The organism is Rhodocaloribacter sp., assembly GCF_056451265.1.
In genome coordinates this window covers 24,831-47,739 of record NZ_JBWOPL010000036.1, presented here as the reverse complement: position 1 = coordinate 47,739, position 22,909 = coordinate 24,831, and the positions used below count along the sequence as shown (strand labels likewise).

The 22,909-nt window shown below is 67.7% G+C and carries 19 protein-coding genes; 10 read left to right on the top strand and 9 right to left on the bottom strand.

Translation table 11 applies throughout. The features are described from left to right. Positions 1 to 119 precede the first annotated feature (119 nt). The 3 genes from AC1HIY_RS06325 to AC1HIY_RS06315 all read left to right on the top strand — a co-directional run bounded on the left by AC1HIY_RS06325 (position 120) and on the right by AC1HIY_RS06315 (position 1,181). Positions 120 to 359, top strand: a complete 240-nt coding sequence (locus tag AC1HIY_RS06325; RefSeq protein WP_479575872.1) for an ATP-binding protein — start codon at positions 120 to 122, stop codon at positions 357 to 359. Next, positions 287 to 505 (top strand): ATP-binding protein, encoded by a 219-nt coding sequence (locus AC1HIY_RS06320; protein ID WP_479575897.1) that lies wholly within the window; start codon positions 287 to 289, stop codon positions 503 to 505. Before AC1HIY_RS06325 ends, AC1HIY_RS06320 begins: the two co-directional genes overlap by 73 nt. Before the next feature lie 79 nt (positions 506 to 584). After that, a complete protein-coding gene (locus AC1HIY_RS06315) occupies positions 585 to 1,181 on the top strand; it encodes a ribonuclease HII (RefSeq protein ID WP_479575871.1) in 597 nt (198 codons plus the stop codon). On the opposite strand, the gene AC1HIY_RS06310 is transcribed toward AC1HIY_RS06315, so the two are convergent. Continuing rightward, positions 1,174 to 1,737, bottom strand: coding sequence for a shikimate kinase (locus AC1HIY_RS06310; RefSeq protein WP_479575870.1), 564 nt, complete (start codon positions 1,735 to 1,737; stop codon positions 1,174 to 1,176). The genes AC1HIY_RS06315 and AC1HIY_RS06310 overlap by 8 nt on opposite strands. Before the next feature lie 97 nt (positions 1,738 to 1,834). Here AC1HIY_RS06310 and truA point away from each other — a divergent pair, with 97 nt between their 5' ends. From truA to tadA, 4 genes are all read left to right on the top strand, one after another. Further along, positions 1,835 to 2,572: a tRNA pseudouridine(38-40) synthase TruA gene (truA, locus tag AC1HIY_RS06305; protein WP_479575869.1), complete on the top strand. Its 738-nt coding sequence runs from the start codon at positions 1,835 to 1,837 to the stop codon at positions 2,570 to 2,572. After that, the gene (locus tag AC1HIY_RS06300) at positions 2,565 to 3,932 is read left to right on the top strand and encodes a Kelch repeat-containing protein (RefSeq protein ID WP_479575868.1); all 1,368 of its coding nucleotides are present in this window, start codon (positions 2,565 to 2,567) and stop codon (positions 3,930 to 3,932) included. Before truA ends, AC1HIY_RS06300 begins: the two co-directional genes overlap by 8 nt. A gap of 21 nt (positions 3,933 to 3,953) precedes the next feature. Further along, the gene (locus AC1HIY_RS06295) at positions 3,954 to 4,142 is read left to right on the top strand and encodes a hypothetical protein (RefSeq protein ID WP_479575867.1); all 189 of its coding nucleotides are present in this window, start codon (positions 3,954 to 3,956) and stop codon (positions 4,140 to 4,142) included. 117 nt (positions 4,143 to 4,259) lie between these two features. After that, complete coding sequence (tadA, locus tag AC1HIY_RS06290; RefSeq protein WP_479575866.1) at positions 4,260 to 4,739, top strand: tRNA adenosine(34) deaminase TadA; 480 nt, start codon at positions 4,260 to 4,262, stop codon at positions 4,737 to 4,739. An 88-nt stretch (positions 4,740 to 4,827) separates the two neighbouring features. Here tadA and AC1HIY_RS06285 read toward each other — a convergent pair whose 3' ends face one another. The 3 genes from AC1HIY_RS06285 to AC1HIY_RS06275 form a co-directional block, all read right to left on the bottom strand. After that, the gene (locus tag AC1HIY_RS06285; protein ID WP_479575865.1) at positions 4,828 to 7,389 is read right to left on the bottom strand and encodes a condensation domain-containing protein; all 2,562 of its coding nucleotides are present in this window, start codon (positions 7,387 to 7,389) and stop codon (positions 4,828 to 4,830) included. Then, positions 7,390 to 11,088, bottom strand: a complete 3,699-nt coding sequence (locus AC1HIY_RS06280; protein ID WP_479575864.1) for an HAD-IIIC family phosphatase — start codon at positions 11,086 to 11,088, stop codon at positions 7,390 to 7,392. It abuts the gene before it with no gap. A gap of 176 nt (positions 11,089 to 11,264) precedes the next feature. Beyond that, the gene (locus AC1HIY_RS06275; RefSeq protein ID WP_479575863.1) at positions 11,265 to 12,185 is read right to left on the bottom strand and encodes a DUF3108 domain-containing protein; all 921 of its coding nucleotides are present in this window, start codon (positions 12,183 to 12,185) and stop codon (positions 11,265 to 11,267) included. A 188-nt stretch (positions 12,186 to 12,373) separates the two neighbouring features. On the opposite strand from AC1HIY_RS06275, the gene AC1HIY_RS06270 reads away from it, so the two are divergent. Then, entirely contained in the window at positions 12,374 to 12,742 is a 369-nt protein-coding gene (locus AC1HIY_RS06270) for a hypothetical protein (RefSeq protein ID WP_479575862.1), read from the top strand. 377 nt (positions 12,743 to 13,119) lie between these two features. Here AC1HIY_RS06270 and AC1HIY_RS06265 read toward each other — a convergent pair whose 3' ends face one another. Then, positions 13,120 to 15,777, bottom strand: a complete 2,658-nt coding sequence (locus AC1HIY_RS06265; RefSeq protein ID WP_479575861.1) for a DUF5916 domain-containing protein — start codon at positions 15,775 to 15,777, stop codon at positions 13,120 to 13,122. A 418-nt stretch (positions 15,778 to 16,195) separates the two neighbouring features. On the opposite strand from AC1HIY_RS06265, the gene AC1HIY_RS06260 reads away from it, so the two are divergent. After that, entirely contained in the window at positions 16,196 to 17,206 is a 1,011-nt protein-coding gene (locus AC1HIY_RS06260) for a carbon-nitrogen hydrolase family protein (protein ID WP_479575860.1), read from the top strand. Between the two features lie 7 nt (positions 17,207 to 17,213). On the opposite strand, the gene AC1HIY_RS06255 is transcribed toward AC1HIY_RS06260, so the two are convergent. After that, entirely contained in the window at positions 17,214 to 18,062 is an 849-nt protein-coding gene (locus tag AC1HIY_RS06255; protein WP_479575859.1) for a phosphatase PAP2 family protein, read from the bottom strand. Positions 18,063 to 18,300: 238 nt separating this feature from the next. Here AC1HIY_RS06255 and AC1HIY_RS06250 point away from each other — a divergent pair, with 238 nt between their 5' ends. After that, positions 18,301 to 19,080: a phosphatase PAP2 family protein gene (locus AC1HIY_RS06250; protein ID WP_479575858.1), complete on the top strand. Its 780-nt coding sequence runs from the start codon at positions 18,301 to 18,303 to the stop codon at positions 19,078 to 19,080. Here AC1HIY_RS06250 and AC1HIY_RS06245 read toward each other — a convergent pair. From AC1HIY_RS06245 to AC1HIY_RS06235, 3 genes are read right to left on the bottom strand one after another with little or no spacing between them, the layout of a single operon-like run. Continuing rightward, a complete protein-coding gene (locus AC1HIY_RS06245; RefSeq protein WP_479575857.1) occupies positions 19,070 to 20,587 on the bottom strand; it encodes an NAD(P)/FAD-dependent oxidoreductase in 1,518 nt (505 codons plus the stop codon). The genes AC1HIY_RS06250 and AC1HIY_RS06245 overlap by 11 nt on opposite strands. Further along, complete coding sequence (locus AC1HIY_RS06240) at positions 20,580 to 21,545, bottom strand: archaeosine biosynthesis radical SAM protein RaSEA (protein ID WP_479575856.1); 966 nt, start codon at positions 21,543 to 21,545, stop codon at positions 20,580 to 20,582. The genes AC1HIY_RS06245 and AC1HIY_RS06240 overlap by 8 nt, the downstream gene beginning before the upstream one ends. After that, entirely contained in the window at positions 21,542 to 22,867 is a 1,326-nt protein-coding gene (locus tag AC1HIY_RS06235; protein ID WP_479575855.1) for an asparagine synthase-related protein, read from the bottom strand. Before AC1HIY_RS06235 ends, AC1HIY_RS06240 begins: the two co-directional genes overlap by 4 nt. Positions 22,868 to 22,909 lie beyond the last annotated feature (42 nt).

Here is a 22,909-nt window from a genome sequence, read left to right as displayed (position 1 = left end):
AGATCCACACCCCGCTTTCGGTGATCCTCGTCGGCGCTTCGGTGCTCTAGGACAACGCGCTCCCCGAACAACTCGAACTCATCTCGGACATTCAGGACAACGGCAAGCGCCTGCTCGAAATGCTCGATTCCATCCTTCCGTTTGCACAGATCGAAGAAGGAAAGACCGAGCTTCACCCGGAGACGTTCGACGCCGATGAGCGCCGCCTCCGGCTCCACGTGCACGATACGGGCGTGGGCTTCTCCGCCGCTTTTCTCCCGCACGTCTTCGAGGCTTTCCGTCAGGAATCCTCGGGGATGCGCGCACCCACGAGGGCGCGGGGCCCGGTCTCACCCTCGCGAAACAGCTCGTCGATTTGATGGGCGGCGCGATCACCGTCGAGAGCAAGAGAGGCGTCGGCACGCTGTTCACCGAGACCCTCCCCCGCGCGTCCGCCCCCGCCGACCGGCCGGCCCTGAGACGACGGCGCAACGAACCACAGGGCGTTGAGCCGGTGAAACGTTGAACCCTCGCGCCCGCGGCGTATATTCAGAGCAGGAGAACCCCTGAGACGCGCCACGAGATACGGAGTCCGCACGCCCCTGATGCCGCCGACGCTTGAGACCGAAGAACTGCTGTGGGCCGAGGGCTATCGCCGCCTCGCCGGTGTGGATGAAGCCGGACGCGGATGCCTTGCCGGTCCGGTGGTGGCCGCCGCCGTCATCTTCCCGCCCGGCGTCACCGTCGGCGGCGTGCGCGACAGCAAGAAGATGAGCGCGGCGCGGCGCGAGGCCGTGCTCGCGGAGATCCGCGCGAAGGCCGAGGCCATCGGGGTGGGACTGTGCTCGCCGGAGGAGATCGACCGGCTGAACATCCTGTGGGCCGCGATGGAGGCGATGCGCCGGGCCGTCGAAGCCCTCGCCCCCGCGCCCGACTTTCTCCTCATCGACGGCGACCGGTGCTTCCCCGATCCGCCGTTCCCTTTTCGCACCCTCGTCCGGGGCGACGGGCGGAGCCACAGCATCGCGGCCGCGTCCATCGTCGCCAAGACCACACGGGATCATTTCATGCGCGACCTCCACGAAGCGCATCCGGAATACGGATGGGATCGCAACGTCGGCTATCCCACGCGCGAGCACTATGCCGCGCTCGCCGCACACGGCCCGACGCCGTATCATCGCCGCTCTTTCCGCCTTAGCTGAAGTCCCCGCCCGGCATGACGCCGAGGGCGCGAAGCACCTCCCGGACCACCGCTCGCGCGTCGCGCTCGCCCGCCTCGACGACGACGTGCGCGCGGCGATAGAACGGCTCCCGCCGCGCGAGCATCGTCTCGATCTTTTCCCGAAGCGCGGCCGGCGGGAGCGGCTTCCCCCGGCCGTCACAGAGGAGCGGGCGTCCGTGCTGACCCGCGCCGAGAAGCCGCGCCGCGAGCGTTTCCGGCGGGACGCGCAGGTACACGACGGTCCCGTTTCGAAGCGCCCACACGAGGTTCGCTTCCTCCGCGAGCGCCCCGCCGCCGAGCGCGACGACGACCCCCTCGCGCGTCCCCGTCTGCCGGAGCATCCGGGCCTCGCGGGCACGAAAAGCCGCCTCTCCTTCTCCACCGAAGATCGCCGCCACCGGCTTCCCGGCGTCGGCCGCAATGGCTTCGTCGAGATCCACGAAGGCATAGCCGAGCGCCGCCGCCACCTCCGGCCCGACGGTGCTTTTGCCGCTTCCCATGAAGCCGGTCAGATAGATGCGGGAGGCTTCGATCATCGCGAAAAGGGTGAGGAAAACGAAAGACGCCTGTGGTGAACCTGAGGGTCGCGTCCGGGTTTCAGGGGACGCCCGTTTCCCGAAAAAGCCCGACGCCTTGCCCACCTTTCGTCTTTTGATCGCCTACGACGGCACGGACTTCCACGGATGGCAGGCTCAGCCGGACCGTCCGACCGTTCAGGCTGCGCTCGAAGCGGCCGCGACGACGGCGCTCCGCACCCCCGTGACCATCGTCGGTTCGGGGCGGACCGATGCCGGCGTGCATGCGCGCGGACAGGTGGCCCACTTCACGACCCTCGCCGAGGTGAACCCGAGCCGCCTCCGGAACGCGCTCAACGGCATCCTCCCGAAGAGCATCGGCGTCCTCGACGTCGCCCGGGCGCCCGACGGCTTCCACGCCCGGTACGACGCGCGGCGGCGGCGGTACCACTATTACGTGTCTCTCGGGCCGCGTCCCCTCGAACGCCGCTGGCGGCGCCTCATGCATTCCGCGCCCGACTTCGATCGCATGAACGAGGCCGCGCATGCGCTGCTCGGCACGCGGGATTTCAGCGCTTTTTGCCGCACGAAGTCGGAAACGAAAAACCGCGTGTGCACGGTGGCGGAAGCGCGATGGGTGGCGGAGGAGCGGGAGGGCGACCGGCATTTCCGGATCGTCGCCGACCGGTTTTTGCACGGCATGGTGCGGGCCATCGTCGGCACCCTCATCGAGGTCGGGCAGGGCCGCCGTCCCGTGGACGATCTCTCACGCGTGCTCGCCTCGGGCGACCGCCGGGAAGCCGGACCTGCCGCCCCGGCGCACGGCCTCGTCCTCGAACACGTCGGCTATGAGTGACACGACCCGCCCGCCCATGAGGCCCCGACGCCTGCCGTTCCTCTCTGCGCTGCTCGGCGCGATCCTCCTCGCCGCGACCGCGTGCGAGCGTCCGTTCATCGAGGAGCGCGCGCCCACGATCGAGGTCGTCTCGCCGGACCTCTCGACGGTTTTCGTGAAGCCGGAGGCGACGCTCCGCGTGCGGGCCGTCTCGTTCCGTTCGGTGGAGCGGGTGACGGTCAACGACACTCCGATGCACTTCGCGCCGGAGCGTGGGACGTGGGAAGCCTCGGTCCGCTTCGAACGGGGGCTGAACGCGCTCGTCCTCTCCGCCGTGGACGCCGGGGACGTCGAGCGGCGGGACACGGTCTTCGCGGTCTATCTCCCCTTCCGCGTCAGTTCCGAAGCGCCCGCGCTCGAGGCGCCGCTTGCCGGGCATGCCGCCGTGCTCCTCTCCGACGGCAGCCTCCTGCTCACCGGAGGGGTCAGCCGCGCCGACGGCGAGGCGCGCCGGGACGCGTATCTGCTCCCGCCCGGCGCGGCGCGTTTCGAGCGGCTCGACGCCCGGATGGTGGAGCCGCGCACGGGTCACACGGCCACGCTCCTCCCCGACGGGCGCGTGCTCCTGCTCGGCGGAAGCCGCGCCGACAGCCTTTCCTCGACGGCATCGCTCGTCGAAGCCGCCGAGGTGTTCGATCCCGACGCGCGCGTCTTCGCTCCGGTCCCGGTCCTCGGCGAGCCGATCCGCCGGACGCATCACACCGCCGTCCCCCGCCCCGCCGCCGACGGCGTCCTCATCGACCTCTACGGCGGGCGCGGCGACGTCCGGTATCGACCGGAGCCCCGCCTGGGCATCCGCGACGACCTCCGGGGCTTCCTCTTCGCCCGCGACACGCTCTTCGCCCTGAGCCCCGCCCCCGGCCCGCTCATCGAGCCCGTGACCGGCCACACCGTCACCCCGCTCGACGCCGCCGACCCCATCGCCGCGCGGCGCTTCCTCGTCCTCGGCAGCTTCTTCGACGACGGTTTCGTCGAACAGACCCACTTCGTCTTCGACTACCGCCCCGGCGTCGGCATTCTCATCGACCGGGCCGCGCCCGCCGCGATCCCGCGCACGCTCCATGCCGCCGTCCACGTTGCGCCCGGCATGGTCCTGCTCCTTGGCGGACACCAGGGCACACCCGCCTCGGCGCTCGACGTCCCGGAAGTGTACGTGGAACCTGCCGGGCGTTCCTTCCGTTTTCCCGCCACCGAAGTTCTGCCGAGCAAGCGATTTGCCTTCACCGCAACAATTTTACCCTCGCGCCGAATACTTCTCACGGGTGGTTTCTCCTCCGACGGCATCCTCATCGAGTCGGAGTTCTTTGACCTCGATTTTTGACCCTGACCGTAGTTTACAACCATGGATCTTCAGCAAATCCTCCGCTGGATCGTGATCGCCATCGTATTGATGGTGGCGGTCGTCGTGCTCAGCCTCATTCTCAAGGTGGCGGGGTTCCTGCTTGGCTACGCGATCAAGGTCCTGCTCGTGCTCTTCCTCGTCGCCGTCGTCCTTCGCTTCATCGGCCTCCTTCAGCAACGACGGCGTTGATCGCCCCGCATCTCTTCGTTTCGTAACTTCCCGCCCGTTCCCCCCTTTGCCCCGGCTCCGCACAGACGTCTCGGCGGCGGACGCTCTCGCGGCAAACGTTCCGCTCCCTTTTCGACGATGAGCCTCTCCGCCCTCCTCTCTCCGGACCGACGCTGGATGAAGCGCGCCCTCAAGGAAGCCGAACGCGCCTTCGAGCTCGGCGAGACGCCCGTAGGCGCGGTGATCGTGCGCGAGGAGCAAATCATCGGGCGCGGGCACAACCTCGTGGAAAGGCTCAAGGATCCGACGGCCCACGCCGAGATGATCGCCATCACGGCCGCGTGCGAGACGCTCGGCTCGAAGTTTCTCGAAGGCTGCACGCTCTACGTCACGCTGGAGCCGTGCCCGATGTGCGCCGGAGCCATCGTCTGGGCCCGCCTCGAACGCCTCGTCTTCGGGGCTTTCGACGAGAAGGCGGGCAGCGCTTCCACCCTCTACAACATCCCGCAGGATGCGCGCCTGAACCACCGCGTCGAGGTCGTCTCGGGCATCGAAGCCGAGCGCTCCGCCGAACTGCTCCGCGCCTTCTTTCGGGAAAAGCGGAACCGGCGAAGGTGAGGCGGGAGCGCAACGCCCCACGATCTTCGCGGTTTTTTCCACCGTCTACGATTCGAGAACACTCGAAGCGCAGTTCGGCGCGAGGTGATCACGTCCGACGGTCCGAGCCGTCGCGCTCCTCCGGAGTTTCCAGGCGACGCCGGAGGAGTTCGGCGAGTTCGCGGACGTACGGCTCGTCGAGGAGCCGGTGTGGACCGGCGACGTCGTGCGTTTCGACGCCGCCCTGTGCGAGAGCGCTCCAGCCGAGGTCGGGCGACAGGTGGCGGAGGCGCTCGCTCCGGAAGACGACGATCCGGCCCGGATATGGCCCGCCCTCCCAGGCCCTCAGCAGCCGCCGGTTGGTCTCCATGATATAGGCGAATTTGAGCCGTTCGGGGACGGGCCGTCCGAGCGCCAGCCACGCCCGCGCTTCGAGCCACCGGCGGCGTTCCCACAGCCCGCCGAGACGCGCGCGCGCACCCGCGAGCTCTGCTCCCCGCGACGCCTGCGCGCTCAGGTGCCCCCCGTACACCGCCGCCCGCTCCGCCGAGCCTCCCCCCGGCGCAAGGGTCGGGCTGACGCCGTCGATGAAGGCAAGCAGTCCCACGCGCTCGCCCGCTTCCGTCAGGCGCTGCGCCATCGCGAGGGCCAGACGGCTGCCGAGACAGAAACTGAGCAGATGATACGGCCCCCCGGGCTGCACGCTCCGGATCTCTTCGACGTAGACCTCGGCCATCTCCGCCACGCTCCGGAACGTGATGCGGTCTCCTTCGAGCCCCTGCCCGCGCACGCCGTACACCGGCTGATCCGGGCCGAGGTGACGGGCAAGGCCGGCATAGAGCAGCACGGTGCTCCCGAGGTTGTGCACGCAGAAGAGCGGTGGGCGCGTCCCTTCCGGCTGCATCGGGACGAGGTGGCGATGCGTCGCGGGCACGGGCCCTCCCCGTTGAAGCAGCCGCGCCTGCGCCGCCACCGTCGGCGCTCCGAAGAGCGAGGCGAGCGGCATCCGCACACCGAAAGCAGCCTCGATCCCGGCGAAAAGCTCGATGGCGCGGAGCGAACGCCCCCCGAGATCGAAGAAGTCGTCCTCCACACCGATGCCCTCCACCCCGAGCACCCGTTCCCAGATCTCGACGAGACGTCGTTCGGCCCGGTCACGGGGAGGCGTGCTCGGGTCGCGGCGCACGCGCACCGGCGCTTCCTCGTCCCCCCCACACACCGGCGCCTCGACGAAGGCGGAGCGCTTCCGGTCCGGCGCCTCAAGCACCCCCGCGAGGACGGCGCGATACCTATCGATCATCGCCCGCACCTCCGAGCCGTCCCAGAGATCCGTACGATACCGAAACTTTCCGACAAGCCCCCCGGACGTCTCTTTCATCGTGAGCCCGAGGTCGAACTGTGTCCCGCCCGCATCAGCCTCCACACGCTCGACGCGGACGCCGGGCAGGCGGAGCGGCCGTGACGGCGTGTTCTGCCAGGCGAACATCGTTTCCATAGCCGCCCGGCCCGGCGCGCGTACGGGCGGGATGAGTTCCATGAGCACCTCGAAAGGCATTTCCCGGCGAGAGAAAGCCTCGACGGCGCTTGTCCGCACCCGGTCGAGCAGTTCGAGAAAGGACGGGTCGCCGGAGCAATCGACGCGGAGGGCGACGGGGTTGACGAAGGGGCCGATCAACCGCTCATACCGGCGCTCTTTCCGAGCCGCCACGGGCGTCCACACGAGCGCGTCCGGACGCCCCGTCAGGCCGAAGAGCACGAACTCGAAGGCAGCGAGAAGCGTCATGAAGGGCGTGACGCCGTGCCGGGCACAGAAGACCGTGAGGGCTTCGGACAGATCGGGCGGCAAGGTGAACGCCTCGACCGCCCCGGCGTCCGCCCGCATCCGCCGCGCCGGGACCGTGGGCGGCGTGTATCCGGCGAGCGCCCGCCGCCACCACGCGCGCATGTCCTCGAACGCGGCGCCTCGCATCCACGCGCGCTGCGCCCGCGCATAGTCTCCATACGACGCCGAGAGCGCGGGCAGTTCGGGCGCCCGCCCCTCCGTCCGCGCCGCGTAGGCCTTCCCGAGATCCTCCGCAAAGACGCCGAGCGACCCCCCGTCGGCAGCGAAGAGGTGGATGCTCACGTGTAGCGTATGGTCCTCGTCTCCACTTCGAAAGAGCCTTGCGCGGATGACCGGCCCCTTTTCGAGGTCGAACGGCCTCCGGGAAGCCTCCTGGAGCGCCGCGCGCAGCCGCCCGGTGTCCATGCTCCCGAGATCGACGGCTTCGAGCCCCGAAGCAGGCTCCTTCGCCGTCTCCGGGACGGGCTTCCCCCCGCGCACGGCGACGGTCGTGCGGAGCGTCTCGTGCCGCCGGACCACATCGGCGAAGCTTTCCGCAAGGGCGGCCGCGTCGAGCGGGCCGAGCAGCCGCCACGCCGCCGTCACGTGGTAGGCGGGATCACCGGGACGCAACTGATCGAGGAGCCACAGCCGCTCCTGTGCGAGCGAGAGCGGAGCCGGTCCGGGGAGCGCGCTTTCCGACGCTTCAGCCTCCCCCCGATGCCGGCGGAGCCGTTCTTCGAGGAGCGCTCGTCGTTCGGGCGAGAGCGTGGCGAGCCGCGCCCGGAGTTCGGGCGGCAACGCCTCGTCCGGAGCGGGCGGATCCGTGCCGTCGTTCGGGTGGTTCATTCAATCGAGCGGAAGGGCGAGTCCGCGTCCTTCGAGGCGGAGCCGCCGGGCGACGGCAAGCACCTCGGGCCATACGGCCGTCAGTTCCCCGAAGCGCCGGACGAGCCGCCGGAGCGTCGCGCGGGCCGCCGGAGCGTCGCGCCCCCGCCTCAGATCGAGGGGGACGTCGTACTCGGGTGCGTCCATCGCGCGCGCAAGCATGCTCCGGTATCGCCGGAGGTTTTCGGCCCAGAACGGCGCTTCGGGACCGTCTTCGCGGAGCCGTTCGTCGAGACGCCCGAGGAAGCGGATGTTCATGGCCCGGAGGCGCTCGCGCACGAAAGCGTCGAACTCCGGAAGCGGTCGTTGGCCGATCTCGACGAGGTGCGCGCCGAGCGCCCGCATCGCCGCGGTCGGGTCCGCCGCCTCGCCTGCGAAGCCGTCGAGACACGCCATCATCACTTTCGCTACGTCAACGCCCGCGGCCGTGCGAAAGATCTCGCCGGGCCAGAACCGCCGCTCTTCCACCGGACGATGGGGCAACACCCAGGGCAGATGCAGGAACGAGACGCCGGGCGCGCCCGCATCCACCATGCGTCCGAAGACGAGGTCCTGCCCGCGCGCCACGGGCAAAAACGGCGGCAGGTCGGCGCGGAGATCATACCCGGCAAAGGTGGTCATCGCGAGCGTGCCGTCGCTCACCGTCGGCCGCCGCACGGCGCGGATGAGGTTCCGGCTCGTGACGGCGGTGCGATACGCCGCTTCGGAGCGCACGAGCCGCCGGTGCGATTCGCCTTCGAGGAGGAGATACCCCATCGGCGCCCCCCAGCAACCGAACGGCGCGCCCCACCCACAGTCGCCCGCGAGACCGTTGAGGGTCACGCCCACCCGCGCGGCCCGCATCCGGCGAAGACGCGCTCCGGGCATCCCCGAGCGCACGGGCGCGTGGTCGTCGATCAGACGGGAAACGTCCGCACCGAGATAGGCTTCATGCAGCGCCAGGAGGTCCTTCTCGACGAACGTGACGGCCTCCATCGCCGCGTCGGCGTCGGGAAAAAACCAGTACGCGCTCGGATCGCGCCCGGCGCTCACGGCGAGGCCCTCGTCCCACTCCGGGGGGCGCGCGGGACGCCCGAGGGTGTCGTCGTCTACGCAGAGGAGTCCCGTCCCGGCGGCGTGGAGGAGCATCGCGTTCCGGTTGGCGCCCGGCGTATGGCCGACGCCCTCCTCATCGAAGAGCGCAAACCGCACCGCCTCCTCCGGCAGCCCCTCGGCGATGAGCGTCTTTGCATACCTCCGTTTCTCCTCGAAGCCCGCATAGTGCACCGGCACGCCGTGGGTTTTGCGGAACTCCCTGAGCATGGCCCGATACCGCTCACGCACGGCAGGCCGGATGGAGTCGTCGATCACGACCACGTCGGGCGTGCGTCCGAAGCGGCGGGCGTTTTCCACGTACGAGGTCAGGGCGCGGCGGGCGGCCGCCACCCGGTTGCGCGTGACGAGGCCGAGCGTCGTGAGGACGGCGGCGGAAGACGGCGAGGAGGCGGCGGAAGACGGCGACGAGGCGGCGGGCACGGGCGCAAGGACCCGAGCCGGCGGCGCACCCGCTAGCCCGTCGAGCTGAGCCTGCACCTCTTCTTCCGAGAGGGTTTCGATCTCGTCGAGGAGTTCGGAGAGGAGGGTCGCATCGGAGCTTCGAAGCGGGGCATTCCGGATCGCCCCGGCCACCTCCGCCACGGTCGGGTGACGGAAAAAGGTCTGGAAAGAGAGGTCTGCGCCAAAGCGCTCCCGGATGCGCGCCATGATCTGTGTGGCGGCGAGCGAATGGCCGCCGAGGGCGAAAAAGTTGTCGTGCACGCCCACGCGGTCGAGTCCGAGCACCGCGGCCCACATCGCCGCGACGTCGCGTTCGAGGGCGTCGCGGGGGGGCTCGTACGCCGCCGGTTGCGCAGGCCGTCGCCGGGCGGCGGCCGCCTCCACCTCCGCGCGGATGTCCGCCACGCGCCCTCCCGTGGCGGCCACGTGCAGCATGCGCATGGAGGGCGCCGCCCCGGTGGTCCGCCCCCCGCTGCGCTTCGTCTCCGCGGGGCGCTCCGCCGGACGCTCCACTTCGGGCGCATAGACCAGCTTCGTCATGGGCTCCGCCCGGAAGCAGAAGCCGTCGGGCTCCGGTTCGAGGTCGCTCGGGATGCTCCGGAGAAAATCCTCCACGGGCCGGTTGCGCCCCGAGCCTCGGAAGCGGACACGCACGAAACGGAGGCCGTTCGACCGGGCGTATGCGCCCAGCCACGCCATCATCCGATGCTCGACGCCGCGTCCGAGCACCCGGCAACTCACGAGAAACGTGTCCACGTCGAGCGTGTCGTGGTCGAGGCGCCACGTGAGCAAGCCGGTGCGCCCGTACGCGCCGAAGCGGTCGCGGACGGAGACGATGCGGCACGCCTCGCCCCGCGCCCGAAGTTCGCCCTCCGAGCGGGGCTTCGGCCACGCATTGAACTGGTTCGTCCTCCGGGTCAACTGCGCCGCGCGGGCCCAGGCCCCCTCCTCCGGCACGGCGATCTCCACTTCGAGCGCGAGCCCCTCGATGAAGTCGCGGAGGCTCGGGGCTGCGCTCATCGCCTCCGCCCGCCGCGCTTCCCGGCGATAATGTCCGGCGCGGAGGGCATCCTCGGCCGTTCTTTCCGGCGCATCGAACGCCCACACATGTTCGAGAAAGGCGGGAAGGTGGCGGGGATCCGAGGGGAGCGGGAGCACGAGCGTCTCCGGGCACCGGGCGGCCACCTCGGCACATTCGATGGGGTTGTCGTCGATAAAGATGAAGCTGTCGAGGCCGAGGTTGAGTTCGCGGGCCATCGCGCGGAGGTTCTCCGACTTCGGCCGCCAGTTGATGCGTCGAGCGTGGAAGTGCTCCATCCGGAGCGGCATCTCGGGATGCGCGTCGAAGACCGCCGCCACGTCCGCCGGATCGTTCTTCGTGCAGAGGGCCAGGAGCATGCCCGCCTCGCGTCGCTCCTTCATGAACGCCTGAAGCGCCCGGTGCGGTTCGTCGAGCACGACGTTCTCCGGCCCGTCTTCGCCGCACACGCCCCGCCAGAGCGTCTGATCGGCGTCGAGGACGATCACCTTGTACGGCTTCCGCCGGAGGGCGAGCATCCGCCGCGCCGCAAAGGTGCCGAGGGCCGTGAAGAAATCGGGGGTGAACGGGACGTGGCCGAGCGCGTCGGCATAGTCGTCGAAGATCGCCTCGACGGGATAGGCCGCCAGCACTTCGGCGGCGTCGGCGACGTGCACGGCCGGCATCGCCGCCGCCGCCGTTCGGATGCGCGCCTCCATCGAAGCGACCTCATCGGCGGCGGCGGCGGAGGGACAGAGGAAGACAAGGTGCGGGACCACCGCGCGCCCGGCGGCGGCGCGAAGGGCGTCGAGGAAAGCGTCCACGTTGGCCCGGAGCGCGGCGTCCGGACCTTCCGCGCCGTCCGGCTCTTCCGAGGAGTCCCGCCGCCAGTCGTCGAGGCGGACGAACACGAGGTTAAAGCCTGCCTCGTTCCGCCCGAGGAGGCTTTCGGGATCGAGGAGCTGCTGAAAAACCTGATGATACGGCGCGAAAGTGATCGCGTGCGACACTCCGAAGACGTCGAGCCAGTGCCCGAGCGTCGCGCCAAGCGGCTCCGCCGTGAACGTCGCCGCCACCGCGATCGTCTGTGTCTCTGTTTGCTCCATGTACACCCTTTCGCGCGCGGCTTCGTGAGGTCAGGTTTTCTCCCCCGAGAGGACGGCTCCGACGGGGGTGTTTACTTCAGGCACGCGGCATCGATACGTGATATTTCGGCGAATCGGGCGATGGGTTAATTCCCACGGGCAAAAGGTCAGGGGCGGGTCTTCACACGGGCAAAAGGTCAGGGGCGGGTCTTCACACGGGTGAGACGCTCGTACAGGTTCTCGCGCCAGTACGGGGAGCGCACGTGTTCGACGAGCGTCATGCGGTAGCGCCCGCTCGCCCCTTCGAGGCGGAGGAGGAGCCGGCCGGGCCCGACGCCGCGCCAGTACGTCTCCTCGCGATCCGTCTCCTCCCCGACCGGTGAGGGCACGCGTTCGTCATAGACGAGCGTGACCCGTTCCGCTTCGAGCGCGCCGCCGGGCAGTTCGAGCGTCTCTCTCCCCCCGAATCGGGCCACGACGCCGACGAACCGTCCGTCTTCGAGCGCCACGGTGAAGGCTCGCTGCGGCTGCGCCGTAAAGTCGAGCGCGCGCACGAGCATGGGCACGAGCGCCACCGGATAGGCGTTCGGACGATAGCGAAAGCGTCCCTCGCCGTTGCCGTAGTCGTCGCTCCGCCGGAGCATGGTCACCTCGCCGTCGGGATGGAAAGCCAGTTCACGGTACTGGTTCGAGCACCAGTCGAAGCTCGTGAACGAAGCCTTGAGCGGCATCAGGTCGGCCTGTGCGGCATTGGTCACGTAGCTCCGTTTGAACTGATACGAGCGACTTTCGAACTCATAAAACAGCGCGTATTTGAAGGCCGGGACCCGAACTTGTGCTTCGCGCCCCGCCTTGGCCATCGCTTCCGGGTCGAAGTCGTGCTTGACGAGGTACGAGCCGGCGAGAAAGCGCTGCGGCACGTCTTCGCCATACTGGTTCCGGGTGCGTTCGACCTCGTAAAACGCCACCTCCGCCTGCCCGTCGTTCCACAGGTCGGCGGTCAGGTAGGCGGCGTCGGTGATCGGCTCGGCGGCGGCGGGCGGTTCGGACGAAGCCGCGCACCCGGCCGCGAACCACCCCCCGGCCAGGAGGATCGACAGAAGAAAGAGTCGTTGCATGGCGGTTTCGATGCTGGAGAGGATGAACGAAAAGATACGACGGGCGTGGGGCTTCCCGCTCCTCTCCTGCTAATTCCGAAGCGGCGACGATGTTCACCATCGCCGCCCGCCGCACGGATCCTCCATACCCTTCCGGGCGTCCCATCGCCTGCCAGACGCGTGATCCACACATCCATACGAGCAATCCCATGACGGCAGAAGAACTCGCGACACAGGTGGAAAAAGAAGGGCTTGTGGTCTTGCCCGAAGCGACGTGGAACGCCCTCGCTCCCGCCTTCGAGGAGGTCGAGCGTCACCCTACGTTCATCGCGGGGGACCTCGTCCTCGTGCGCCTCGGCGAGACGCTCGCCGCGGTCGAGGAGCCGAAACCGGGCGAGCGCGTCATTCGTCGCCTCCCCGACACCGACGCCGCGCACGCCTTCGTCGAAGAACGCATGGCGACCTATGACCGCATGTGGGACGGCTGCGGCTGCCGCGTCGACTATTACGCCCCCCCCGATGCCGGGGAAGCTCCGGCCGTCTGCGAGATTCCGGCTCCTTCCGACGCGCGCTCATAAAAATGCGGGGAGCCCCGTCCGGAGCCCCCCGCATCGCCGAGAAAGGGGGCTTCGCTCCAAAGCTGCCTTCATGCGAGCCTGCAAGCGCGTGTACGGAGCCTCGCCCGACCAAACGCGCCGCGCACCCGGCTGAAGCAAACAAAAAAACCGCCGAGGCTCATTTGGAACCTCGGCGGCATTCGGGGCGCCCTCCCTCAAGGCTGGTTCTCCAAAGACGGCCACACATCCATAGCGAACCGTGCGTTCGAAGTCCGGAGGTAGTCAAAAGACTCCGGCCGCACCTACACCCCGATGTTTGAACTCCTTACGCAAAACGAGGCCGTTTGTGACGGGAAGGATGATTTTTTATCGAATGACCCGATCCGTTTCGCACAGGTTCATCGACTCAGCCAGTACGTGAGCTTGACCATGAAGATGTTGTCGGCCTTTGCGTTGAAGATCCGGCTCACGGAGCGGTTGAAATCGAACGCGCCCGTGTTCTCGAAGTCCGCCCGGTTCTGGGTCCACACGAGGAAGAGCGTCGAGCCGGGTTTGTATTCCCACCGAAGCACCGCCGTGCCGCGCAGCGAACTGAAGCTGAAATCCTGATCCGGAAGCCGGATCGCCGCCGCCGGACCGTCGCCGTCGGGATCGGCGGTGAGCGTCTCGGCATCGAAGGTCGTTCCCTGCTCGCCATAGTTGATAAAGTCATAGCTCCTGGCTCGCGCGAGCTCTTTATACGTGTCGTAGTCCCCCGAGGAGACGAACGGTTGTGCGAAGAGCTGGAAGCTGAGCGTCGGGGTGAAGGTCCAGTTCAAGCGGATGCTGGTGGAGACCGTCACCTGATCGAGTTCGGCGAAGACGTATCGCCGCCCGAAGGTGCGCGTGGCGAACGGATCATCGTACTGCCCGACGTATTGCGCGAACGTGCGGTTCAGGCGGAGCTGCGGGCTGACCCGAAGCGAGACGTTCGGCGCGGGGTTCCACTGCACGCTCGGCCCGATGTTGAAGCTGCCCTCGTCCCGCTGCCGGTACACGTTCCCCCCGAGCGAGAACACGAACGCTTTCCGGCTGTCCGTATTGAACTCGAGACCGAACTGAACGCCGGGCGGGTTGAGCGTCAGCGGCCCGCCGCGCGTCCGGCGGTTGTTCACCGTTTCCGGGTTGACGGCCACGTTCATCCATATGCCGTAATAGTTGAGGAACTGGAAGAACGCGCCCGTCCACAGCCCCGTCCACGTGGTGTTGCCGTCGAAGTCCAGGCTCCGGAAGGCCGCGGCATTCCAGAAAATGCTGCGATACCACGAGGTCGGATCGGTCCATCGATAGGAGGCGGCGAAGTGCCAGTTGATGACGTTCGTCTGCCACATGAAGCCGAGGTCGTTCACATCGAAGCCGGGGCTGATGAAGCCGAGCGCCGTGTTGATGGTGAGCTTGCCGCGCTGTTTGTTGAGCATCACGCGCCCGGAGAGACCCGAGAGCGAGGAGGCGCTGCTGTCCACGTCGGCGGCGTCGAAGTCGGGGCGCTGGAAATAGTGGAGCGAGCTGCGCTGAAGGTCGATCATGCGCTGCTCGGTACCTCGCACGTGCGTCCCTCCGAGCCATCCGGTAACCACCCACGTTTTCTCCCCGTCGAGGAACGTCCATCCATCCACGCCAAAGGTATACGCCTCACCGTTGATCTGATCTCTGAGCCTGTCCTCCCGGAAGTCCCGTCGGGTAATGGTGGACATGAAGCCGACCGCCTGCCGTCCCTCGTTGAATTCTTTCTGCCCCCGGAAGATGCCGTAATAAGCCAGCGGCTCCGCTTCCGCGCGAAAACGTTTGCCGTTGTATGCGAGATCGGCCATGCCGCGTTCGGTCAGCGCCTGAATGGCGCCCACGTTGATCGAGCCGATGCGCCCGGTGAGCTTCGTCGCGCCGAGGATGCGCACGCCTTCGCTGACGTCCGCATAATCGCTGTTCGGGAGCCGTCCCTGAGGCGCGCGCCCGATGCGACGGCTGTAGAAAAAGTTCGGGTTCCCCCAGTTGAAGCCCCAGTTATTGTTCGAGCCTCCACGCCCGAAACTGAAGACCGAAGCGCCCTCGATGAAGAACGGTCGTTTCTCGGGAAAGAACGTCTCGACGTCGCTCAGGTTGACCACGGCGGGGTCGACCTCCACCTGCCCGAAGTCGGGGTTGACGGTGGCGTTCAGGGTCAGGTTGCTCGTCAGCCCCACCTTCAGGTCCGCGCCGAAGCCCGGCGTGTATCGGGAGCCGTCGTTGAACGGGTTGCCCGGCGGCTGATCGGTAAACTCGGCGCGCGTCGTCACATACGGCATCAGTTCCACCTGCCGGTGCGGGCTGATCTGCTCCATCCCTACGAGATCCACGAACCGAGAGACGAAGCCGCTCTCCTTTCGCGGGGTATACACGAGATAGTCCCGCTCGTTCTTCCGCGAAATGTCTCTCCGGAAGTTGATCCCCCAGACGTACTCGTCGCTCTTCTGGAAACGAAGCTGCGAATACGGGATGCGCATCTCGACCGTCCACCCCTCGTCGTCGATCCGAGCCTTCCCCACCCACACGCCGTCCCACGAGTCGTCGTCCCAGTCGTCGTTCATGAGCACGCCGTCATACAGCGTTCCGGCGGCGTTGACGCCGAAATAATAACCGGTGCGTTTGTCGTGGAACGGATCGACGAAGAAGACAAAGGCGTCGGACTCGAGCTCGGCGTCGCGACGTCCCAGGCGGGCGACGATGGAATCCGGGGCGCTGTCGTACATCCGGGCGGAGACGTAGAGCGCCTCGTTGTCATACACCACCCGCACCTCCGTTCGCTCCGAAGGCGCGGCGCCCTCGTGCGGGTCCCGTTGCACGAAGTCGTCGATGACGGGCGCATTGCGCCAGTCGGCATCGGTGAGATGCCCGTCGATGGCCAGGTCCTGAAGGCGGCGTATGGTCGTCACGCGCCGGGGTCGTTCCCGAGACGGCGCGGCGCGCGGCGGACGGTCCGCCGAAGCGATCGTCTGCTCCTGCACGTGTGGCCGCGCCGTCGTGACGATGAAATGGTGCAATGACAGGTTGGATCGAACGGGATGACCGGATACCCCGCCCGCCCCTATCAGACCACAGAAAAGCAGCAGCATGACCCTCCTCATGGCGCGCTCTACCTCCGGGATTATTGTGATGGGATTTCTGAGAAAACACCGGCGCACAGGCACGTCGTTGCCCTGGTCTCCCGCGGCTCATGCCCTCCTTTTGCGCCGATTCGAGGCTACGCTAATTTTTTAGCAGTGTTGCGCACCGTTGAGAAAAAATATCGCGGGCCGCAGGCGACCGAGCACAGTTCGGCCCCAGTGCTCTCCCCCCGCACGCTTCGCATACCTCGATGACCGGCGTGATCGTCGTAAGGCCCCGCTGCTCTTGCGGTAGGCCGTCAAAATGCCTATCGTTCTTCATCACCGTGTCTCTCCCATCCTCTCGAGAACGCTCATGCCTGCGCCCCTTCGCACTGCTTTTCGGATCGCCTGCGTTCAGGCCAGCCCGGTATTTCTGAATCTGGAGGCCACCCTGGACAAAGCTTGCCGCCTCATCGAGGAAGCGGGGGCGGCAGGCGCCCGACTCGTGGTTTTCCCCGAATGTTACCTGCCGACGTATCCGGTCTGGGTCTGGTTTATTCCCCCCTATCGCACGAAGGATCTGAGAACCCTCTATACCGAACTCGTCCGCAATGCCGTCACGATTCCCGATGGGACCACCGACCGCCTGTGTACGGCGGCCCGGGAAGCCGGTGTGCACGTTGCCATCGGCGTCAATGAGGTCAACGCCGAAGCCAGCGGAACCACGCTCTATAACTCCATCCTCTTCATCGACGACGAAGGGCGCATCCTGGGCAAGCACCGGAAGCTGGTTCCCACCACGGGGGAGCGTCTCGTGCACGGCATGGGCGACGGCAGCACACTGGCCGTCTACGATACGCCGATCGGGCGACTGGGCGGCCTCACCTGTTGGGAGATGTACATGCCGCTCGCGAAGTATGCGATGTACACGTGGGGCGTAGAAATCCTCGTCGTCCCCACCTGGGACCGGGGCGAGCCGTGGATCTCGACGCTTCGTCATACCGCCAAAGAAGGCCGCACCTACGTGGTGGGGTGCTGTTCCACCCTGCACCGGGACGACATCCCGGATCACTTCTCCTTCAAATCGGACTTTCTCCCGGACGTGGAATGGCTCAATCCCGGCGACAGCACGATCATCGATCCCGACGGAAAGTTCATCGTCGAGCCGGTGCGTCACCGGGAGGAGATTTTATATGCGGACATCGAGCCGGATCATTTCATCGGCCCGCGCTTTCAGCTCGACGCAGCCGGCCATTATGCCCGACCGGACCTCTTTGATTTGACCCTCAACCGCACCCCGCGCCCGATGATGCGCGTCATCGAGGAGCACACGACCGAACCGTCCATCACAGAAGCGCTGCACCCCGCACCCGAGGAAGCCTGAACGAGCTTCAAAAGCGGAAGACCAGCGCGGCAGCGTTGGCCCCGAGTTCGATGCGCACCGGCCCGGTCGAACGCTGGTGACGCCGCGTGAGAAAGTAGGCTGTCGCGAAGCCGATGGCGCTCCCGGCCAGCACGTCCGTCATCCAGTGGACGTTGTACGCCAGACGCGAGAAGGCCGTCCCGCCGGCGAGCACAACGAGCGCGGAGGTTTGCAAACCCGGATAGTACAACAGCCACGGCGTCAGAAAGGCGAAAGCCGTGGCAGAGTGACCGGAGGGGAAGGAGGTGAAGCCGGGGGTGAAGGGGCGGAAATCGGAGGCGTCGCCCTGGGGAGGACGCGCCCGACCGACGGCGAATTTGAGGGCGTTGGCGAGCGCGCCGGCGAAGAGGATGGCCTCGAAAGAGGTGAAGGCCGCGTCCTGGAAGCGCTCGTTCCGGGTCAGGAGCGAACCGGCAAACAGCGCGAAAGCCGCCGCCGGCGCAACCGTGCGGTTGCCGAAGCGTTCGGCGAGGCGCATCGCGGAGCGATCGCCCCACCGGGAAGCGCGGTCCTCCACCTGCTCGTCGAAGACGCTCAGGGCGACCAGCCCGCCGCCTGCCCCGAGCGCATACAGCGTCGTCCGCGAGGGCACGACCCGGAGCATCTCCCACACATCCTCGTACATCCACCGGGCGAAGCGCCCCCGCCCGAGGTGAACCCGCGTCCCGGTCGCCGCGTCTCTTCCCGGATCAACCGCACGGGCGGACACGGAGTCGAGCCGCACCGAAAGCGAACCCGGCGCGTGACCGGCAGGCTGGGCCGGACTGGAGGCGCTCAGAAAAAGGGCGAAAACGACAAAGAAACCAAACTTCCTCACGGGCTTCTATCCTCCCGACAGACTGCTTGCTTGCGGGTGACGGCTCCGTCAAAGAATCGCCCCGCTCATGGGAGAGATTAACCCGATGCCCCCGATATTTTCTTCGAGCGCGCGTCCCCTCCCCGGAGAAGGGGGCGTGTTCGAGTCGTCGGGAGGGCCTTTCTTCTGCGAGGTATTTTAAGTACCATGGGCGTGTGATCCCTGCCGCGACCGTCCTCCGATCCTTCTTTCTTCCGCCATGTTTGCCCGGTTCTCGATGCGTCTGAGTATGATCTGCCTCGCCCTCTGGTGCATGCCCGCGCAGGCGCAATCGCCGGAGGGACGGGCGCGTTTCCTGCACTGGATGATGGACGACGCCTCGGCGCTCGCGCAGGACGTCGCCCCGCGCGCGCCAATCCTGCTGCTTTCCGGAGCCGCCGTGCTCTTCCCGATCTCTTTCACCGACGCATCCGTCAGCGAAGAGATGCAGGAGGCCTATCACGGCGCCTTCGGTGACTTCCTCGACGTCGCCAACGAGTTCGGGAGCCCGCGCATGAGCCTCTACGTCTCCGGCGTCTTCGCCGCTTCCCTGCTCACGCGAAACAGCCGGTTTCAGGATGCCGCCTTCACGTCGCTCCAGTCGCTGCTCTATGCCGGAGCGATCAGTTATGGGCTGAAGACGGCTTTCGGGAGGGAGCGTCCGTTCGAGTCGGACCAGGTCCACGAATTCGAGCCGTTCTCGGGACACTCCTCGTTCCCATCCGGACACGCGACGGCCGCCTTCGCCGCTCTGACTCCCTGGGTGCTCTATTACCCGCACCCGCTGACGTATGGCCTCTTCGCCCTCTCGACGGGCACGGCGATGGCCCGGCTCGCGCTTCAAAAGCACTGGACCACCGACGTGCTTGCCGGAAGCGCCATCGGCTTCGCCACGGCGTATTACCTCAGCCGTCGCCATCTTGGAGCCGGTAGCAACCTCGCGATCACGCCGGTCATGACGCCGGATGCCTTCGCGCTCTCCCTTCGCCTCAGCTTCTGACCTCGCCCGGCAGGGGGGCCGCCGTGTGGTGGTACATGTTCGGCGCCGGAGGGTGGAAGAGCCCCGCCGTGTTGTACGGCGCGATAGCGTTTTCCACGAACCGTTCGTACGCCGCCGCGCCCGCCTCGTCTCCCGCATCGATCCCGGCCAGGCGCTCCTGCGCTTCGGCCACGATGGCGTGCAGCCGCCGGTCATCCGCGCACAACACGTATCGTTCGCTCGCCCGCCCGCTCGCTCGCGCCTGCTCATAGGCGATCGTCGCGGCGAAATAGAGCATCGTCGAGGCCGAGAAGAGCCGAAAATCCGGCATCGAGGCATAGCACACGGCGACGAGCCGGTCGATGAGGGCGAGTTCGGCGAAGACGGCGCGCTCATAGACTTCGAGCGCCGGGCCGAAGGAGGGCCGCCCCCAGTCTCGCTCGAAGGCACGCATGAGCCGCTCGATGCCGGCGAGCGTGTGGGCGATGCCGGCGCTGTGGAGCGGATCGACGAACCCCGCCGCGTGCGGCAAGGCGGCCCATCGCGGCCCCACGGCCCGGGCGCGCCGCCGCTGAAGCCGCCCCGTCCGGATCCATCGCCCCGGGGGGTCGGCGAGACGGGCTTCGGCGAACTGGTCGGCGAGCGCCGGATACCGGGCCAGCCACCGCGCCCACTCGTCCCCCGGCGCGAGGCCCGGATCGAGCGGATGGCGGCGCGCATCGAAGACGAGCCCGGCGCTCACGAGGTCGTTTTCGAAACGGAGCATCCACATCCACGCGCCGTCGAGGACGTGGTGAAGGGCGGCGGCGTCGCACGGATACGGGTGGTCCGTCAGGCGCCCGCCCCGCGCGGTCATCATCGCGTCCCACCGCCGGACACCCCGGAAGTGGGCGTAGAGCGCGCGCGAATGCGTGTGCAGCCCCGCGCCCTCGTCGGGGACTCCGAGCGCCTCCGCCACCGCGCCCGCCGCGCCCGTCGCATCGAGGACGAACGCTGCGCGGACCCGCACCGGCTCGCCCGCGCGCCTTCCTTCGAGCCGCCACCCGCGCCCCGCGCCCTGGAGCGCAACCTCCGTCCGGTCGAGCAAGGGAACGCCCGCCCGGCGCACCTCGTCCGCAAAAAAGGCGTCCACGTCGGCGCGGAGCCAGTGGGTATCGCTCAGGGCATCCTCACGGCTTGCCGCCACGAGAAGTTCGTTCGCATGATCCGCACGGGGCGTGAAATCCTCGCCGGGGCGATGGTGGAAATAGCTGAAGCCGCGTTTGAGTCCGTTGACGAGATCGGGGTATGCGGCCCGCCACGAGCCGTACTTCCACAGCGGCAGGATGCGGGGCAGCTCGTACCGGAGCGCGAGCTCCCGAAGGATCATGTCCGCCACGGGCGTCGACGACTCGCCGATGGCGAAACGCGGATGGGCGTCCCGGTCGAGGAGGACCACCCGGAGGCCGAGACGGTCGAGGATAAGGGCGCACAGGCTGCCGCCGAAGCCGGAGCCGAGCACCGCCACGTCTGCGTCGTGTTCACGCATGGCCTTCCTCCCGGCACGCGCACACCACCGGCGGCGCGAGGGACTGCGTGCGGTTCATCCGGTCGAGTCGTGCCCGGCGCGCCGGTCCGCATCGCGGGCAGTCGAAGAACGCCTCGATGCCCCAGAGATCCATGAACACGCGCCCGCGCCCCATCCGAAGCCCCGCCTCCATCGTGGCTTCGACCGACGCGAGCGACGGCGGCAGGAACCATCCGTCGCGACGCAGCCGCTCCATGATCCCGTTGCCCCCGCGCGTCGGCACCACGGAACAGCACTGCACGCCCGCTTCGAACGCGAAGGCCATCGACCGCACGGCCCATGCCACCCCCTCGGCTTCCGACAAGAACGGCGGGCGAAGAAGGATGAAGGTGCGCACGTCGACGTCGTTTTTGCGAAGGAACGCCACGGCCCGGCGGAAGTCGGCAAGCGTCATGCGTTTGTTCAGCCGCTCGAGCACCTCCGGATGGACCGTTTCGAGGCCGAGCGCCACTTCGAGGCGACCGTCGAGGCGATCGCGGAAACGCAGGCAGGCGTCACCGGTGAGCTTCGGATGGTTCTCGACGATCACCGTCTCGAAGCCGCGCACGCGCGCGGCGACGGCGGCATGGTCCTCGGCCGGGACGGCTTTCCGGTCGAAAAAATTGCCGTTGTTGTACAGCTTCACGTGTCGGGTGCGGGGCAGCCGTTCGAGCGCGTGATCGATCTGCGCCGGGATCATGCCGGGCGCCACCGGAGCATCGGTGGTGTGCCGCCAGAGGTCGCACATCAGGCACCGGAACGGGCACTCACGATTCGTGAGGAAGATCGTCGCCACGTCCTCCACGCGTCCGGCGGCAGTACGTTCGGGCTCGACGAAGAAGGCATACGGACGGCTCGGATCGACGGCGGCTTTCGGGCCGCGCGCCGCCGTGACGTCGGCGTCGGAGAAACGCGGCCATGCGCCCACGGCGTATCTCATTCGAAGAGGTCTCGGAAGGCGGCCCGGTACGCGGCTTCGCCCTCGGGGAAGAGCGCCTCGAAAGCATCTCGCTCGAGGGCGCCGTGCTGAAACCGCCGTTTTTCGAAGACCGGCATATCAAGGCCGGTGACGGCTTTGACGCCGCGCCGCACGACCTCCCCTTTGAGCGCATACAGCCGTTCGTGATCCCACTGCGTCAGTTCGACGAACGGAATCCCCTCTGCCACGGCGATGACGTTCGGGAGCGCGTACGGGCTGAAGCCCCGGAAGCCGAGCGCGCGGCCCGGTGCGTACGAGCGGACGTGCCCCCGGCTCTGCCCGCCGGAATACGTGAGCGAATGCTTGATCGCATGGACCCCCCACCCTTCCTGATAAAGCATGAGGTTGTTGAGGACGCTCCGGATCGTCAGTTCGGGGTTCTCCTCGATGGGGTAATCCTTGAGGTTTTCGTCGCCGCCGTCTCCGTCGACGAGGTAGGTCCAGTCGGGATAGCGCGCCCGGATGCCCCGGCAGAGCGCGAGCGTCATCGCGGCGGCCTGCACGTCGAGGGGCTTATAGTCCTCCACCACCTGGATAGCGGCCCGATAGTCCACATCCTCCATGGCCGCCTCCACGACTTCGAGAAACATGGTGAGTCCGAGGCTGTCGAGGAAGCGGTGGGCCTGTTCGGCGTCCGGTCCGCCCTGTACGGAGAGGGTGAACGCCTTGAGCCGCGTCGGCGCCTCACCGCGCGTCAGGAGCAGGTGATAGAGGACGAGGAACACCGCCCCGCTGTCGATGCCGCCCGAGAAGAGCACGCCGATGGGCGCGCGCGCGTCGATGCGGGCGAGCCACCGGTCGCACTCATGCGCGAGCGCGCCGACGTATGCGCGACCGATCTCGTCGAGGTCCGCGGGCAGGCGATTGCGCTCCGGCGTGAAGAAGCGCGTGTACGCCGGGTTCGGATCGGGGCATCCGACGAGTTCGATCTCGACGAGGTGATGCGCGGGGACCATGCGCGAGTACGACGGATGGAACTGGTCGCCAAGCCCCTCGGCATCGAGGAACGCCCGAAGTTCATCGATGCGCTCGGCCACGACGAGGCACGGCCCCTCGCTCCGCTTTGCCAGGAAATAGCGCATCGGCCGCCCGATAGAGCGCGCCATGCGCACCTTCCTGCCTACTTTTTGCACGAGGGCGAACTGCCCGTCGAGGGCGCGCACCCGATCCGGATCCCCCGAGGCCACGGCGGCGGCGGCTTCTTCGGGCGTGACGTTCAAAAAAACGTTCGCTTCCGGATCGAGCAGATCCACGAGGCGCTCGATGTACGTCAGGTGAGGCATGGAAAAGCACCGTTTCGAGGATGAAAAGGATGGGGGGGAATC